We start from the raw sequence: 16,168 nt of genomic DNA on the forward strand, positions 1-16,168 counted from the left end.
TTTTAGTCAAAAATGCCATAATCGATCATCTCTGTTACATATGCTGCCAACTCGTAGGATGTCCAGGGAAAATTCTCTTCGATCCACCATAGGATTGTTCCGGTAATGCTTGAAGCTATGAATGTTTGAGTAATATCCCGCGAGAATTTAACGGTGTGATTGTAAGCAAAGGCTATCGATAAAGTGGTGTGTGTCGACTTTTTAATAAAATGATCAAATTTCAGTCGAAAAGCAGGAAGGTTCTGCTTATAAAGTAAGGTCGAAAACACCTTTTTTTCTTGATGGATGAATTCGAGCAGCGTCACAAATCTGGGGTGTGGGAGCTTAGCAGAAACAAAATCGTAATGAGGATCACATGACTCCATCCTTTTTCTCCAATTCTCTAATAGTTCATCACTAATGACTTCCAATAGCATTTCTTTATCATGGAAATGTCTATAGAAGGTAGCTCGGTTCATTTGAGCTTCGTTCATAATATCCTGAACGGTTATGTCATCTAAATGTTTCTCGCTTAGTAATTTGAGAAACGCTTCTTTTATCCATTTCTGACTGCGTAACACGCGCGGATCATTTCTTTCCTCCAACGATAAAACCACCTTCTGCAACATTTTTATTAATAATGTTTATTATCTCTATTTCTTATTGACCTTCTTTGGCGGTGTGAATTATGATTCTAATTGATAATGAGTTTCATTTTCACAATTATAACAAGTTTGATGGAAAGAGGTAAGGGTGATCTTCATGAAAACTAGATATACATTATTAGCTCTTACGCTTTTATCCTTTTTGTCCTTATTTGTCGGAGTTTCAGAGTTATCAGTCCCTGATTTGTTTCGACTTACTCCTGAACAAAAAGAGATACTGGTCATCAGCCGCCTGCCTAGACTGACTAGTATTTTAATTGCTGGAGCAAGCATCAGTATTTGCGGGCTGATTATGCAGCAGCTGACTAGAAATAAGTTCGTGTCACCTACAACGGCAGGAACCTTCGACTCGGCGCGTCTGGGAGTCTTGATCTCTCTTTTGGTTTTTACGTCAGCCAGTCCGCTTGTGAAAATCGGCGTAGCTTTTATTTTCGCTTTACTTGGAACTTTTTTGTTCATGCAGATCCTTGAGCGTATCCAGTTTAAGGACACGATCTTCATCCCGCTCGTCGGGCTGATGTTCGGCAATATTATAAGCTCTATTTCTACTTTTTTCGCTTTGAAATATGATCTGGTACAGAACATGTCGTCCTGGCTGCATGGGGACTTTTCGATGATTATGGAAGGCCGTTTTGAAATGCTTTATCTATCAATTCCTCTGCTGGCTTTAGCTTTCTTTTATGCCAATCAGTTTACTCTCGCAGGCATGGGTGAAGACTTTGCCAAGAACTTAGGTCTGAATTACACGCAAGTTGTGAACATAGGTCTGGCTATTGTGGCAATGATTACAGCTTCGGTCGTGTTGACAGTCGGTATGATTCCATTTCTCGGGCTGATTGTGCCGAATATCGTAACTTATTATTATGGAGATCATTTGAAGAAGAGTTTAGTTCAGACAGCCATTTTCGGCGCGGGATTTGTATTGATTTGCGACATCATCGGCCGTGTCATCATTTTTCCTTATGAAATTTCGATCAGTCTTACGATGGGAGTCATCGGGAGCGGGATTTTCATTTACTTATTGATGAGAAGGAGGCGCAGTTATGCTATTTAAACGAAAGATTGACCTCCTTCTCGTTCTCGTCATCGTATTGGTCGCTGTCTTTCTATTCACGGGTATAAGCAGCAATTGGGATTACATACTTCCGAGAAGAGCCGTTAAGATGGTTGCCATTATTGTAACGGGAGCGGCGATAGCTTTTTCAACGGTGATTTTCCAGACAATTACTACCAACAGAATATTGACTCCGAGTATTCTCGGGCTAGATAGTATGTATCTCCTAGTACAAACGGGTGTCGTCTTTTGGTTGGGGTCAGGGTCGATTGCAATGATGAATAGTCATGTGAATTATTTAGTTTCTGTAGGTGCAATGATCGTTTTTTCTTTTCTTTTGTTCAAATGGCTATTCAGAAGAGGGGAGAATGTATATTTATTGTTGCTCGTCGGATTGATTCTTGGAACCTTTTTTTCAAGTATGTCTTCATTCATGCAAATTCTAATTGACCCGAACGAATTTCTCATCGTCCAGGACCGGATGTTCGCCAGCTTTAATAATGTGAACACGGAGTTATTGTGGGTTTCAATCATTATTATGGGAGTAGCCTTTCTGATTTACTTTCCTAACCACAAGTATATGGATGTCATCTCTTTAGGAAAAGATCATGCTGTGAACCTTGGCGTACCTTATGAAAAGATCGTTCAACGTTTATTGGTCATAGTAGCTATTCTGATCGCTGTCGCTACAGCATTGGTAGGTCCTGTTACTTTTCTTGGACTGCTCGTTGTCAACTTGGCTCATGAGTTTATAAAAACGTTCAGACACAATTATTTAATTGTGGTATCGATTTTATTTAGTGTCATCGCGTTAGCAGGGAGCCAATTGATCGTAGAGCGAGTCTTCACTTTTTCAACGACCATCAGTGTCTTGATTAATTTCGTAGGTGGAATCTATTTTATCTATCTGCTGTTAAAGGAGAATAAAGCATGGTAAACGTGATGAATGTATGGAAACATTATGGAACTAAACCAGTGGTTGATGACGTATCTATATCTATTCCCAAAGGGAAAATCACGACGTTCATCGGTCCAAACGGCGCAGGGAAAAGTACACTGCTTTCTATGATCAGCAGGTTGATTACTAAGGACGATGGGGAGGTGAGGATAGAAAATCAAGAAATCGGTCATTGGAAAACAGAAGAACTTTCAAAAAAAATATCAATTCTAAAGCAAAGCAACCATATTCATCTGCGGCTGACTGTCCGAGAACTGATCTCTTTTGGAAGGTTTCCGTACTCAAGAGGACGGCTGACAGAAGAAGATGAGGATAAAATAGAGCAAGCATTGGAGTTTGTAGCTTTACAGGATATGCAGGATAAGTACTTAGATCAATTGAGTGGCGGTCAGCGTCAGCGTGCTTATATCGCCATGGTTATTGCCCAGGATACAGAATATGTTTTGCTGGATGAACCATTGAATAACCTGGATATGAATCATTCGGTTCAAGTTATGAAGACGTTGAGCCGGCTTGTAAGGGAACTCGGAAAAACCGTCGTCCTGGTCGTTCATGATATTAATTTCGCGTCCTGTTATTCAGACTATATAGTCGCCATGAAAGAAGGGCGGATAGTAGAAGAAGGATCTACAGAAAAAATGATAGAACCTGAGGTTTTGAACTCTATTTATGATATGGATATCGATATCCATACAATTAACAATCAAAAAATCTGTGTGTATTTCCAATAAAAAATTATGAGGTGATTTATATGAAAAAGTGGTATTTAATTTTAAGCGTATTGTTACTAAGTCTTCTGTTAGCAGCTTGTGGAGGGGATACAGAAGCGGAATCCGATGGTGCTGAGGAAAAGGAAGAGAAAGTAACCATCGAACATGAATTAGGAGAAACGGAAGTAACAAAAAAACCGGAAAATGTCGTCGTTTTTGATTTTGGCACTGTGGATAGTTTAGACGAACTAGGTGTGGAAATCCAGGGAGTAGCAAAAGATTCACTGCCAACCTATTTAAGTCAATATGAGGGAGACGAATACGAGAATATCGGCAGTTTAAAAGAGCCTGACTTCGAGTCTATCAGTCAAATGGATCCTGATGTGATCTTTATTTCTGGCCGCCAGTCTGAAGTATATGATGAGCTTTCAGAAATCGCACCTACCATTCATTTAGGCGTAGACACGACGAGATACATGGATTCATTTAAAGAAAATATGAAAACATTAGGTGAGATTTTTGAGAAAGAAGATGAAGTGGAATCTGAATTAGCTGATATTCAATCAGATATAGAGGGAGTTAATGAAAAATCAGAATCAATGGAAGGTGAAGGATTAATCACATTAGCAAACGATGGTAAGGTGAGTGCATATGGAGAAGGATCTCGTTTTGGATTGATTCATGATGTATTCGGAGTTCCAGCTGCAGATGAATCTATTGAATCTTCCACTCACGGACAGAGTATATCTTTTGAATATATTTCAGAACAAAATCCAGATTACTTGTTCGTAGTGGATCGTGGAGCTGTCGTTGGAGGAGAATCTTCTGCGGAACAAGTCGTAGAAAATGAAATCGTTCAAAATACAACTGCTTATAAGGAAGACCAAATCATCTATCTTGATCCAGAGTATTGGTATTTATCAGGTGGAGGACTCCAGTCTGTAGCAGCAATGGTTGCTGAAATTGAAGAGAGCTTATAAGAAATTTTGAGAGGGACGCTAAAGGTCGTCCTTTTCTTTATATTTGTTCGTTAACCTTTTAAAAATTAAGTTGACATATGGAAGCATTTTCTTCTATGCTAGTTTTATAAAATGTAGAGGAGAAGAGGTTGATTATGGGACAAAAAACGAGATACAGTGCATTTGAATTAACGATGGGGAGCCTATTTGTAGCGATGATGGCCGTCGGTGCCAATATTACGACTATTGCACCCTTCATGGTAGTAGGAGGCGTCCCGATTACGCTGCAAACATTTTTTGCTATATTAGCCGGTCTTATTCTTGGCAGCCGGATAGGCGCTTTATCGATGTTTACTTACTTATTGTTAGGTTTGGCAGGAGCACCAGTTTTCGCTCAATTTAAAGGAGGGCTTGGGATAGCGATCATGCCTACGTTCGGCTTTATACTATCCTATATTCTCATTGCTTACATAGCTGGTAAAATGGTCGAGCGTAAACGCACCCTGCCTACATACATTATTGCTGCATTAGTGGCGATGGCGATCAATTATATCGTTGGGACCAATTGGATGTACGCTGCCTATGTATTTTGGTTCGAGGCACCTGAAGGACTGACTTATTCACTCGTATGGGCATGGATGGCTGTACCACTTCCGAAAGATATCGTTTTAGCAATTTTAGCAGGAGTGCTGGCGAACCGTCTGGAGAAAAGTGTACTTCGCAACAGCTCATTTCGTCGAAATCAAAAAATCGCCTGAGGTGGCATCATATGACAACTTGGAAGTTGTTAGCTGAGAAGGTACTCCAGTGACCAGGAAAAACGGATAGAGAAGCTTTGACTGTAAATAGATAAATGGCAGGGCGCCTTGTGCGCCCTTATTTAATGCCGTGGACTTAAGATTAGTAGTATTTTACAGGACGAAGAGCAAGAGCCTGCCTTGTTTTCTAGCAGTTATTTTACAAACAACCTCTTCAACGTGCTTATGAGCTTTTAAAACGAATGGGGAAAGGGAAACATACAAACCAATGAACTGTTTGAAAAGGAGATTGCCTAATGATAATACGGTTTGGTTATGTGGCAAATGCTTTGAGTTTATATGAATCTACACCCGCAAAAACAATGACATTTTCAAGATACCAAAAGCTTTCAAAAAACGAGCGTGACGAACAATTGGAGAGAATTATAAGAACGAATATAAAGAATACACAAAGAGCTCTGTATTATAACATTGCTCATCAAATTCCCCTCTACCGGTTTTCCTCATCTATAGTGCCGTTAGCTACACACGATGAAGTGGATTTTGATTACATTACGCCTTTTAAGGAAGAATACAAAAAAATTGGACGACTGGTTAAAGAGCATGGCTTGCGTACGAGCTTCCATCCTAATCAGTTCACGCTTTTCACAAGTGATAAGCCTCATGTTACAGAAAACGCTGTAAAGGACATGGAGTACCATTACAAATTGCTTCAAGCTATGGGACTGGAGAAAGAAGGGCTTATCAACATTCATGTGGGAGGAGCGTACGGTGATAAAGAAAAGTCAATTTCCCGCTTCCATGAAAATTTAAAACAGCTTCCCGAGTCTGTCAAAAAGCAGATGACACTAGAAAATGATGATAAAACTTATACTACAGAAGAAACACTCACGGTTTGCGAAAAAGAGGGTATTCCCATGATGTTCGATTATCACCATTATATGGCTAACCATGATTCGCACGAAACGGTGAGCAATTTGCTTCCAAGATTCTTTGAAACCTGGCAGAGGATGCCTCCAAAAATTCACCTTTCATCTCCAAAGTCCGAATCAGCTTATCGCAGTCATTCCGATTTTGTAGATGTAGAGTTCATTAAACCGCTTCTTAACGAGCTGAAATCTTTAAATCAGGATGTCGATTGTATGATAGAAGCCAAAGAGAAAGATCGAGCTTTATTGAAGCTGGTAGAGGATATTTCATCAATTCGAGGAGTGAAGCGTGTAAGTGGGGGAAGTGTACAGCTATAAAAAACGCCGCGGAATCCCGCGGCGTTTTTAACGTCATTATTCTGCTGCGATAAACTCGAAGTTACCTTCGAATTTCACGTCTTTTCCTAGCAGCATTCCGCCGGTTTCCAGTGCGGCGTTATACGTCATACCGTAAGCTTCGCGGTTCACTTTACCGGATACATCAAATCCTGCAACTGTACTGCCGTCCATTGGACTCTTAGAAGTACCATTGTATTCGACAGTAAATGTTTCTTCGTTCGTAACTCCTTTAATCGTAAAGTCGCCTGTTACTTCGTATTCTTCGTCAGAAATTTTTTTAATCGACTTGCTTTCAAACACCATATTCGGATACTTTTCTGCTTCGAAAAAATCTCCCGTGCGCAGGTGGTTGTCACGATCCTCATTACCTGTATTGATAGAAGCGACTGGGATGGTCACTTTCACACTTGCATTTTCAACATTTGATAGATCCCCGTTGAATTCTACTTCAAAATCTTCGAATTCTCCTTTAGCTTTGGAAACCATCATGTGCTTGATTTGAAAGTCAATAGCACTGTGCACCTTGTCTAGAGTTAGAGTTGTCATTAATAATTCCTCCTGTAAATAAGTTATAAAATAAAAACGAGTTACTTTATGTAAGTAACTATACAATGAATTTATTTTGAAGTCAAGATAATAAGTGTTTTTATTTATATTCTTTCGACCACAAAAGATTAATATTCCCCGCACTTAATAGTCTTCACATAATTAGGCACATATTAAACAAGGAAACTAAAAAAGACTTGAGCTCTTAAAAGCTCAAGTCTTTATAAATCATGACAGTTCTCCAGGTTTTGCTTCTGTAACATATGTACCGGCAATAAAATCATGTATGGATCTGTGATCATCTCTTATACCCACCATAAAAGCACTGACGAGCACACCGATACCCAGTGTCAAACCGTAAAGTATATTAGCCAGCAAAAACCTCATAAGCATAGTTCCAATACCTACATCCTGACCATCTACCTTAACGATCCGGATGCCCATTAATTTCTTTCCAACGGTGTAGCCATACCATAATACTGGAAGAATCAGCATAACGAGATATTGAATGATGTTTGGGACAGGATGGTTGTCACCCCAGCCCAGGGTCAAATCAAATAGTATAAATAAAGGGAAAAAGATAATAAGGCCGTCCAGTACACTTGCGCCTAATCTTTTCCAAAAACCGACAGAACGTTCCATGATATTCCCCTTTCAAAATAATGTACCATCATTTTACTTTTATTAGCGTATCTTCTGCAATAAAAAATAATTCAACAGGTTTACCTACTTCAGTATTCTGCGTGCTTCCATAAAGCGCTGGACACCTGTAAATAATTCTACAGCAAAAAAGAGAAGGGTAGACCAATACAATAAGCTTGGAAAAAGCAGCATAATACTGAACAGCACAAAACCTTCCGTACGTTCAGCCAGCCCGGCTTGATAATAGAATGATTTAACTCCTGACTTCTCCGATACCGAACCGACTACTAAAAAAATAGTCATTGAGATAACTATAGAAACACTCAGTAATAGCAGCGGCCACATCACTTCAGGATGTACGTAAGCAATTGCAATAATCATAGAGACTTCTACGATACGATCGAACGTAATGTCCATAACCGTTCCAAACGGCGAGGTTTTTGTATGGCGAGCCATCGTTCCGTCCACCGCATCAAGAAACCCTGATAACCATAAAAAAACTACTGCTAAAACGGGGAATCCCATGACATATAGAATGCTGGTTCCAAGACCGATAAATAAAGCAGTGATCGTTATTTGATCAGCCGTGAACCCCTTTTTTAACAGCCAATGAGCTGTATGGTTAATCGGGGGCTGTACAAATTTTCTAGCGTGTGTATCTAACATTTGTTCACCAACTTTGTCTAAGGTGTCATCCAACCAGAAGTATACCATGAAGAAAAGGGGAAATATAAAACCCCTGCTTATCTGGTAGGAATAAGCAGAGGTTCATTAAGAAAAGAATGAATTTAGCGAGCGGCGCGACGCTTTTCGTCGTCATCCATTTCATCTTCAACGAAAAGCGTGACCGTTCTCTTTTTAGTTTTCTTCTTATACACTCGAATGACGTAATCGTCTGTCAGTGCTGCAATTTCCTTGTGCAGGAAGAGAAGAGGGATAATATTAGCCAGCAATACAAAAGCCAGGAGTAAATCAAGGAATTGCCAGACGAATTGTAACCCGCCTACAGCTCCAAAAAATACAGCAGCTATATAAACGATCCTCATCAAACGTGCGGCTTTTAAATTGAATAAAAATTCAGCCTGTTTTTCTCCATAAAATATTAATATACCAAGGGTTGTAATGACAAAGAAAATTAGGAAGACCGTAATAAAGGCTCCTCCAAATACATCACCAAATTCAGTGGCGATGGCTACATTGATCATATTCGAAGCATCAGCCGTTCCGACTTCCGTCCAGGCTCCAGTTACGAGTACAACAAGACCAGACATAGAACAAATGACAATCGTGTCTACAAAAACGGAAAATATTCCCCATAAGGCCTGGCGGGAAGGGTGATCGGTCTTTGCAGCAGAGTGAGCGATAGGGGCTGTCCCCAGCCCGGCTTCGTTAGAATAAAGCCCTCGAGCGATCCCCCAGCGGAGTGCTTGTGCAATTCCAGCCCCTGCAAAACCTCCTGCGGCGGAAATAGGAGTGAAAGCATGAGTGAAAATCAGACCGAATACACTCGGGATTTGATCGATGTTGACGAAGATGATATACAGACACACACCTACATAAGTAAGTACCATAGCTGGCACCATTTTGTCCGTTACCTTACCAATTCGTTTAATTCCACCGAACACTACGACAGCAATCACTGCACACATGACCAGTCCAGTGATTTCAACAGGCCATCCGAAAGCTCCTTCCGTCTGCGTCGCTATCGAATTGGATTGGACCATAGTACTTGGAATCAATTCAATCATGAGGAAGAAAGCGAACGCAGAGGCAACCCATTTCCATCCCAGGGCTTTTCTTATGTAATATTGCGGCCCTCCGACCCATTCATTTTTTTCGTTTTTCTCACGATATTTCAAACCTAATAAGATTTCAGAGTATTTAGTGGCCATTCCGATAAGAGCTACCATCCACATCCAAAATAATGCACCAGGTCCTCCAAGGGAGATCGCTACAGGTACGCCGACTATGTTAGTAGCACCTGCGGTGGAAGCTAAAGCTGAAGTGAAAGCTTGAAAAGGGGTAATCGTACCGGTTTTTTCTGTCTTTTTAAAGATTTGACCTACGGTTTGGTGCAGCACATGCCCAAAAAAGCGAAATTGGAAAAATTTAATACGGATTGTTAGAAAAATACCACCCAAAATTAAAATGATAGCAAGGGGATAAGTCCACAAAAAATTAGATATATCCGCTATGAAACTCTCAAGTGCTTCCAAAGTGTAATCACCTCTCCTTTGTTAATTATGCAGAATATTCCCTAATTTTCATAATTTAAACAAATATGGAGGTGGATCGTGTCTACAAAACTGGTTTTAGGGTATGATTTCACTATAGAGTTGAGCAGAAGGAGAGTTTCTATGATAATCGAAGAGGAATGGTTCAAGGATCATGATATGAGTAAACTGGTCAAAGGAGCTGTAGTGCCGAGGCCGATTGCCTGGGTCTCTACAGTGAGTAGGGATGGCATTCGCAATCTTGCCCCTTTCAGCTTTTTCACTGTCGCTTCTATGGATCCTATTACACTATGTATTTCTATCGGCAGAGTGGAAAGAGAAAAAGATACACTCGTGAACATTCGTGATACCGGTGATTTTGTCATCAACATTGTCTCAGAATCGTTGGCTAACCAAATGCATATAAGCAGCAAATCCTACGGGCGGGAAGAAGACGAATTTTTTAAAGCGGGGACCAGGGGTGAAGAAAGTGTGAAAGTGACTGCCCCTCGAGCTGCCAACGCTCCCATAAGTTTTGAGTGTAAGTTGGATAAAATCATCGAAGTGGGTTCCAGTGACCTCATCTTAGGAAAAGTCGTTTGTTATCATATTAAAGATGACTTACTCATTCCAGGGGAAAAAGTCGACCCTTATAAACTGTCGCCTGTGGGAAGAATGGCTGGAAATTACAGCTTTATTCGTGAATTTTATCGCCTGCCTAACAGTAACTTACCTAAATAACAGGTTTGAGACGGTTTCCGTTCCTAAGAATGGAGGTTGAAAGACCGGGAAATCACTCGCTTTCCATGGGCGTACGAAGCTACTAAAGAGTCGCAACAGGGTTTTGAGCTTTTTTAGAAAAGGTTCAGTACCTGCTGCTCGGAACACTGTTTAGTCCTTCGGTTATTTTCTTCTAAACAGCCATTTTAACCATGCTAGAAAAAATTTGTCACATGAGAGCTTTATTCTTTCATTTCTAATTCCGTCCCTCAACATTATAGTTAGGTGGTTTTAGGAAGGGGGGAGACTCCTGCGGGAAGAGAATGAATGGTGAGATCCCGGAAGGAGAAGCCTTAGGAAGCTCACTGCACTCCCACGGAAAGCGAGCCCTTCCTAAAACCACCTTTTACTCATCACAATGACGGAACAGTAGAAAGTCTAATAGTCGAGTCTTCCTTATAACTGGAATATCATTGGATAACTCTTTTATAAAAAATCAGCTGCGTTTAACATAAAAAACCCTCCAGTCTCGAGTTGAGACTGGAGGGTTGGTCACTTACCATTATACTTCTGGAGTAGGTGTAGGGTCTGCATACCCTTTTTCATACTTCTCATCTATATCTTCACGAATGTCTTCCACAGATTTGCCGTCCTGGTGATCCACGATAGCTTGAGCTGCAATCTCTAAACATACTCCGCATTTTGTTCCATGATCATCCCATACAAGCGATCCATCCTCATGATTTTCAGAAATGAAGCAATCATAATTATCACGATGTCCTGCCGTTTCTCCACAGCCGCAATAGCATGGCATTTGTTCCAGTAAATCTTTGTTTTTAGAAGCAGCAAAGTAAATGTCCTGGACTTCCTCGGGTTTTTCTCCTAAGAAAGCTGGCTGGACGTCTAGACTTGAAGTTTCTTCACGTATATCTCCATTTTCAGTAGTTTCATAGGTATGACCCTCATGGTCAGCCGCGGACTCATCCTTACCTTCAGCACATCCCGCTAAAAAGGTGGACAGTAACAAACTAACAACGATAAAAAACTTTATTTTCAATAAGATCTTCCTCCTATTATATAAATCTCCTCTATCATAGTTGGAACGAGGAGAAAGTACAAGGTAGTTTGGACCTATGAAACGAGAAGTGAATTCACGGGCTTATTTGCCAAACGAAGATAAAAACTTCACCCGGTCCCCCATTGGCGGGACACGATCATCCACTAGTGCGATTTCCAATATGGCGGGTCCATTTTGATAGAGTAACTTTTCGATAGATTCCTGTTCCAAATCTTCCATCTTATCTACGCGGATACTCGGAATTCCCATAGTGCGCGCTAAAGCAGAAATATCCACAGGCTCTTGTGCGAAGCGTTCGTGGGCTCTTTGATACTGGAGAGAGTGCCCATGATGCACCATTCCTAATCGGGCGTTGTTCATCACAACAAATAAGACAGGAATATTATACTCCTTGGCTGTGAGTAGTTCCATTCCATGCATGAAAAAGCATCCATCCCCGGTTATACTGACAGTCGGCCGCCCAGGGTCTGCTAGTTTGGCTCCGATTCCACTGCCAATTCCGCTCCCCATAGCTCCAAAATGAACATTGATATCAAAGCAATCCTTTTCCAAAACGTTCATGTGGTGGATGACATATGCCATGAATTCTCCGATATCTATCGTATACCGCGTATCTACAGGCAGTAAATCTTGCAATCTCAGCAGAGCATTCTTCGTACTGAACTCGTCTGTTATCGTCTCAAAATCCCTCCGGACGTGGGAAGGAGTGGTACGCTCATATCCTAAAAGGTGAAGTTCTTCATTAATAGCCGAAAGAGCGATGTCAATATCCCCGAGCACAGGTAGATCGACGGGATATTTTCTATTGAATACTTCTTGGTCAAAATCTATTTGGATCAACGTTTTATCTTTTGTGATATTTGGATTGTAATTATTTGTGGCTGTTTCTCCAAGGCTGGACCCTGCAATGAGCACAGTATCGAAATCGCCTTGATTGATAAGGTCGGAAGCTTGTTCATGACCTGCAAAACCGAAGATCCCTTTTCGTAAAGGATGATCGTCAGGAATAAGTCCCTTTGCTTGAGGTGAGGTGACGATCGGCCAATTCAGTATTTCTGCTAATTCAATGAGCTGGGGCACTGCACTGCGAATGCCCTGGCCGGCAAAGATATAGCCTTTTCTACTGGAAGCTAATTGTTGGACAGCTTTTTCTATAGTTTTGTGATCTGGTAGAATCGGCGTTCTTTTCGGAAATGGAGGCAAAGGAACAGGCTCCATGGTTTGTAGCTGCACGTCAATCGGCATAGCGATATGGACAGGGCCGGGGACTCCGGATAAAGCGATTTCTACAGCTTTATGGACTTCTTCAAGTAATTCGTCGGCATTGTCTACTCGTTTACTATACTTTGTCACCGGTTCAAAGATCGGATGGGCATCAAGCTCTTGAGAAGCGTTTAATCCCACAGTACTTACAGGTACAGATCCAGTTATAAAAAGGATCGGTAAATGCTCTCGCATCGCATTAGCTGCACCAGTCACCAGGTTTGTGCCACCAGGACCGCTGCTGCCGATGCATACGGCTAGCTCTTTGGAATATTTGGCGTAGGCTGCTGCCATATAAGAAGCTGCACCTTCATGTTTTGTCACGATCGGTGTAATTTCAGGGGTTTCGTACAATTCATCAAAAAATGCGTTGACTGAACCAGCAGGAATCCCGAAAATATAAGAAACATCTCCACTCTTCAAGTAATCCACTACCGCTTTAGCTGATTTCATTACGGATCTCCTCGCTTTAAATTGGATAGTTATCGAATGTAAATCTGATGAATAACATCTTCGGCTTTTAAGGGGCGACTAAAATAATAGCCTTGTATAAGGTAACACCCATTGTCCGTCAAATAATCGAGCTGTTCTTTCTTTTCAACACCTTCGGCTAGCACATTGAGCTTTAGACTGTTCCCGAGTGTGATGATCGTGTTGGTTATTGCAGCGTTATTTGGATTATCAGGAAGTTCATCAATGAATGTTTTATCGATTTTTAACGTATCGACTGGGAAGTCTTTCAAATATCCTAAGGATGAATAGCCTGTTCCAAAATCATCGATGGATATTTTTACACCTAAGTCCTTGAGGTCGTGGATGATTCTTAAAGTCTTTTCTGTGTTGTGGATAATTAAGTTTTCGGTCAGCTCAAGCTCTAGACAAGGAGCTGGCAAGTCGGTTTCTTCTAGTATTGTTTTAACATTGGCCACTAAGTCTTCCTGGTTGAATTGTTGAGGTGACAAGTTCACGGAAACGGAAAGGTGATCTAGCCCTTGATTATGCCATTCTTTCCCTTGTTCACAAGCTTTCTTTAAAATCCATTCTCCCATAGGAATAATTAATCCTGTTTCCTCAGCCAGCGGGATGAAATCCTTTGGCTTCATTATTCCTTTCTGAGGGCGATGCCAGCGAAGGAGAGCTTCCACACCAAACATTCGACTTTTCATAGCATCATACTTTGGTTGATAAACAACGGTCAGCTCATCATTTTGTAAAGCTTTGTACAAGTCATTTTCAAGCTCTACACTTCCCAAGCTGCGGTCTTCTAGGTTAGGATCATACAGTTGGAATTGATTTCCTGACAGCTTCTTCGCCTTATACATGGCGACATCAGCATATTTGATCAGCTGTTCAGAGCTGGTTCCATTTTCGGGGAACATGCTGATTCCGATACTCGTTTTCACGGAAACTTCTTGTCCATTGATGTGAAAAGGATCGGAGAAAACACACAGCACTTCACGAGCGTAGTCCTTCACCCCTGTTTTATTTTCCAAGTTAGGGACGAGAATGATAAACTCGTCTCCTCCTTGTCTGGACACCGTAGCTTCTTTAGGAAGACGGTGGAGCAGCCGATCAGCTATTTTCTTTAAAACACGATCTCCGAAGGTGTGGCCGAATGTATCGTTGATTTTTTTAAAGCGGTCTACGTCTAAAAATAGAACACCTAATGATCTGCCGGACGATTCAGCGTAATTCAAAGCCTGATGGAGTCTGTCCTGGAATAATACACGGTTAGGCAGGTTCGTGACACTGTCATAGTAGGCATGATATTTAATTTTCTCTTCCATTTGCTTGCGGCTCGTTATGTCTTTGAAAGTCACCACATACCCGACCGTTTCATTTTTTTCAATTTGAGGAGTGATGACAAATTCCACAGGGAAGCGGCTGCGATCTTTTTTAAAGAAATATTCCTCTGCTCTGTCTTGATCAGCTTCCTTTTGAAGTTTGGGAGAGAACATACCAGTCTGCTCGTCTCTACATCCTTCCAATATATTATGGCAAGGCTGGCCAATCAGCTCACTTTCTTCTTCGTATCCCAGATTTTTAGTTGCGGATGGGTTACAGAAAGTGATCTTGCCCGTCAAATCAAGGCCAAATATACCTTCTCCTGCGGAATTAAGGATCAGTTCCTTTTCTCTGCCGATCTGCTTCACTTCACTAATTACCTGCTGAAGTTCTCTATTCTTTTCTGTTAATTCCGATGTTCTTTCTGAGATAATCAGTTCTTGCTTCTCAATATATAAAAGGTAGGATAGGACGGGTGCGGTCGCGTCTACAATGGATTCAGCCAATTGCATAGCGGATTTAGGATAAACGTGACCTTTTTCTTTTAGATTCACGATGGCGATTGTGCCAAGAACATTGCCGGCAGCAATCATAGGGATCATGTACATTCCTTTGATACCGAATCGCCGGCAGGCTTCGTGATTGGGACGTGGGTCGTTCAGGGTGTCACCTATGAATATAGGTTTTTTAGTTCGAAGAACTTCTTGAAAGACTAAATCCTTCTTGAAATCGACTGCAAGGTGGCGGTGAGTTCTTTTCCATGCTTCTTCTGACCATTCACTATCCTTACTCAGGCTTGTAGGATTGATGTGGCGATGGGCGACAGGATCCAGGAGGTGGGCTCCGATATTAGGGTTTTTAAGGACTTCGCCGAGATATTTAAAACTCTTATCCATGACTTCCTTAAGGGAAGAGCATAATGATAGATCCCGGGTCACGTTCAATAACAGTTGTTTATCTGCGATAAGCGATTCTTTTTTAGTTAAGTCATTAGAGTTTCGCACAGCTACAGCAGCCATATTAACGTAAGCTTTAATAGACTCAATCTCGGAATCTGTCAGATTCATGGGAATGCCATAATCAAATAAGAATACAAGACCGAATAATTCCTCTTCGTAATCCATAGGAAGAACGAGCAGAGATTTGATTCCGAATCCTTTAACAGCTCGTGGATCTGGCCTGGAATCTTTTGATGTGTCCGGAATATAAATGGCTTGCTTTGTTTCTATTACTTCTTTTGCAAGATGGTCATGTGCTGTATCGACAACGTGCATATCTAATGTCATGCCATTGATCAGCTCAGGTTTACCGACAAATCCACGGTATGTGCCATCTTCTTGAGGCAGGTATATGCCGACTGAATCACAGCGGACGATTTCTTCCGATATGGCTGTGACTACATGCTCCAAAACTTCTCTTAATTCTAAGTTCGTATTGATTAATTTTGTGATTTGAGCTAGTCGGGAGTATCTCGTCTGTTCATTGGACATATTTATTCCTCCATAACCATAATGCTTGAAAAATAACGAACCCCTTTCACTTTTTAAGTGAAGTATGTATCTATTGTATC

At 41.1% G+C, this 16,168-nt stretch carries 15 protein-coding genes; 7 read left to right on the forward strand and 8 right to left on the reverse strand.

Annotated features, from left to right (window positions below):
- Positions 1-2: 2 nt before the first annotated feature.
- Positions 3-584, reverse strand: a complete 582-nt coding sequence (locus O2Q26_RS15970) for a TetR/AcrR family transcriptional regulator (RefSeq protein WP_289216844.1) — start codon at positions 582-584, stop codon at positions 3-5.
- A 157-nt stretch (positions 585-741) separates the two neighbouring features.
- Here O2Q26_RS15970 and O2Q26_RS15975 point away from each other — a divergent pair, with 157 nt between their 5' ends.
- The 6 genes from O2Q26_RS15975 (at position 742) to uvsE (ending at position 6,330) form a co-directional block, all read left to right on the forward strand.
- Positions 742-1,698 (forward strand): ABC transporter permease, encoded by a 957-nt coding sequence (locus O2Q26_RS15975; RefSeq protein WP_289216845.1) that lies wholly within the window; start codon positions 742-744, stop codon positions 1,696-1,698.
- Positions 1,688-2,635, forward strand: coding sequence for an iron chelate uptake ABC transporter family permease subunit (locus tag O2Q26_RS15980; protein WP_289216846.1), 948 nt, complete (start codon positions 1,688-1,690; stop codon positions 2,633-2,635). The genes O2Q26_RS15975 and O2Q26_RS15980 overlap by 11 nt, the downstream gene beginning before the upstream one ends.
- Positions 2,629-3,387, forward strand: a complete 759-nt coding sequence (locus tag O2Q26_RS15985; RefSeq protein WP_289216847.1) for an iron ABC transporter ATP-binding protein — start codon at positions 2,629-2,631, stop codon at positions 3,385-3,387. Before O2Q26_RS15980 ends, O2Q26_RS15985 begins: the two co-directional genes overlap by 7 nt.
- Before the next feature lie 20 nt (positions 3,388-3,407).
- Positions 3,408-4,346 (forward strand): siderophore ABC transporter substrate-binding protein, encoded by a 939-nt coding sequence (locus O2Q26_RS15990; protein WP_289216848.1) that lies wholly within the window; start codon positions 3,408-3,410, stop codon positions 4,344-4,346.
- 134 nt (positions 4,347-4,480) lie between these two features.
- Positions 4,481-5,083 (forward strand): biotin transporter BioY, encoded by a 603-nt coding sequence (locus tag O2Q26_RS15995; RefSeq protein WP_289216849.1) that lies wholly within the window; start codon positions 4,481-4,483, stop codon positions 5,081-5,083.
- A 296-nt stretch (positions 5,084-5,379) separates the two neighbouring features.
- Positions 5,380-6,330 (forward strand): UV DNA damage repair endonuclease UvsE, encoded by a 951-nt coding sequence (gene uvsE / locus O2Q26_RS16000; RefSeq protein ID WP_289216850.1) that lies wholly within the window; start codon positions 5,380-5,382, stop codon positions 6,328-6,330.
- 36 nt (positions 6,331-6,366) lie between these two features.
- Here the strand turns inward: uvsE and O2Q26_RS16005 are convergent, their stop codons facing one another.
- The 4 genes from O2Q26_RS16005 to O2Q26_RS16020 form a co-directional block, all read right to left on the reverse strand.
- The gene (locus O2Q26_RS16005) at positions 6,367-6,897 is read right to left on the reverse strand and encodes a YceI family protein (protein WP_289216851.1); all 531 of its coding nucleotides are present in this window, start codon (positions 6,895-6,897) and stop codon (positions 6,367-6,369) included.
- A 228-nt stretch (positions 6,898-7,125) separates the two neighbouring features.
- Positions 7,126-7,539, reverse strand: a complete 414-nt coding sequence (locus O2Q26_RS16010; RefSeq protein ID WP_253935750.1) for an RDD family protein — start codon at positions 7,537-7,539, stop codon at positions 7,126-7,128.
- An 84-nt stretch (positions 7,540-7,623) separates the two neighbouring features.
- The gene (locus O2Q26_RS16015; protein WP_289216852.1) at positions 7,624-8,205 is read right to left on the reverse strand and encodes a CDP-alcohol phosphatidyltransferase family protein; all 582 of its coding nucleotides are present in this window, start codon (positions 8,203-8,205) and stop codon (positions 7,624-7,626) included.
- Between the two features lie 122 nt (positions 8,206-8,327).
- Positions 8,328-9,755 (reverse strand): alanine/glycine:cation symporter family protein, encoded by a 1,428-nt coding sequence (locus tag O2Q26_RS16020; RefSeq protein WP_289216853.1) that lies wholly within the window; start codon positions 9,753-9,755, stop codon positions 8,328-8,330.
- Positions 9,756-9,833: 78 nt separating this feature from the next.
- Here O2Q26_RS16020 and O2Q26_RS16025 point away from each other — a divergent pair, with 78 nt between their 5' ends.
- Positions 9,834-10,493, forward strand: a complete 660-nt coding sequence (locus tag O2Q26_RS16025; protein WP_289216854.1) for a flavin reductase family protein — start codon at positions 9,834-9,836, stop codon at positions 10,491-10,493.
- Positions 10,494-11,034: 541 nt separating this feature from the next.
- On the opposite strand, the gene O2Q26_RS16030 is transcribed toward O2Q26_RS16025, so the two are convergent.
- The 3 genes from O2Q26_RS16030 to O2Q26_RS16040 all read right to left on the reverse strand — a co-directional run bounded on the left by O2Q26_RS16030 (position 11,035) and on the right by O2Q26_RS16040 (position 16,088).
- Positions 11,035-11,523 carry a PCYCGC motif-containing (lipo)protein gene (locus O2Q26_RS16030; protein ID WP_390216749.1) on the reverse strand — a complete coding sequence of 163 codons (489 nt, stop codon included), beginning with the start codon at positions 11,521-11,523 and terminating at the stop codon, positions 11,035-11,037.
- Between the two features lie 108 nt (positions 11,524-11,631).
- Positions 11,632-13,266 (reverse strand): thiamine pyrophosphate-binding protein, encoded by a 1,635-nt coding sequence (locus O2Q26_RS16035; RefSeq protein ID WP_289216856.1) that lies wholly within the window; start codon positions 13,264-13,266, stop codon positions 11,632-11,634.
- A 29-nt stretch (positions 13,267-13,295) separates the two neighbouring features.
- The gene (locus O2Q26_RS16040) at positions 13,296-16,088 is read right to left on the reverse strand and encodes an EAL domain-containing protein (RefSeq protein WP_289216857.1); all 2,793 of its coding nucleotides are present in this window, start codon (positions 16,086-16,088) and stop codon (positions 13,296-13,298) included.
- Positions 16,089-16,168: the final 80 nt, after the last annotated feature.

Source organism: Halobacillus campisalis (assembly GCF_030345335.1).
Lineage (GTDB): Bacteria > Bacillota > Bacilli > Bacillales > Halobacillaceae > Halobacillus_A > Halobacillus_A campisalis.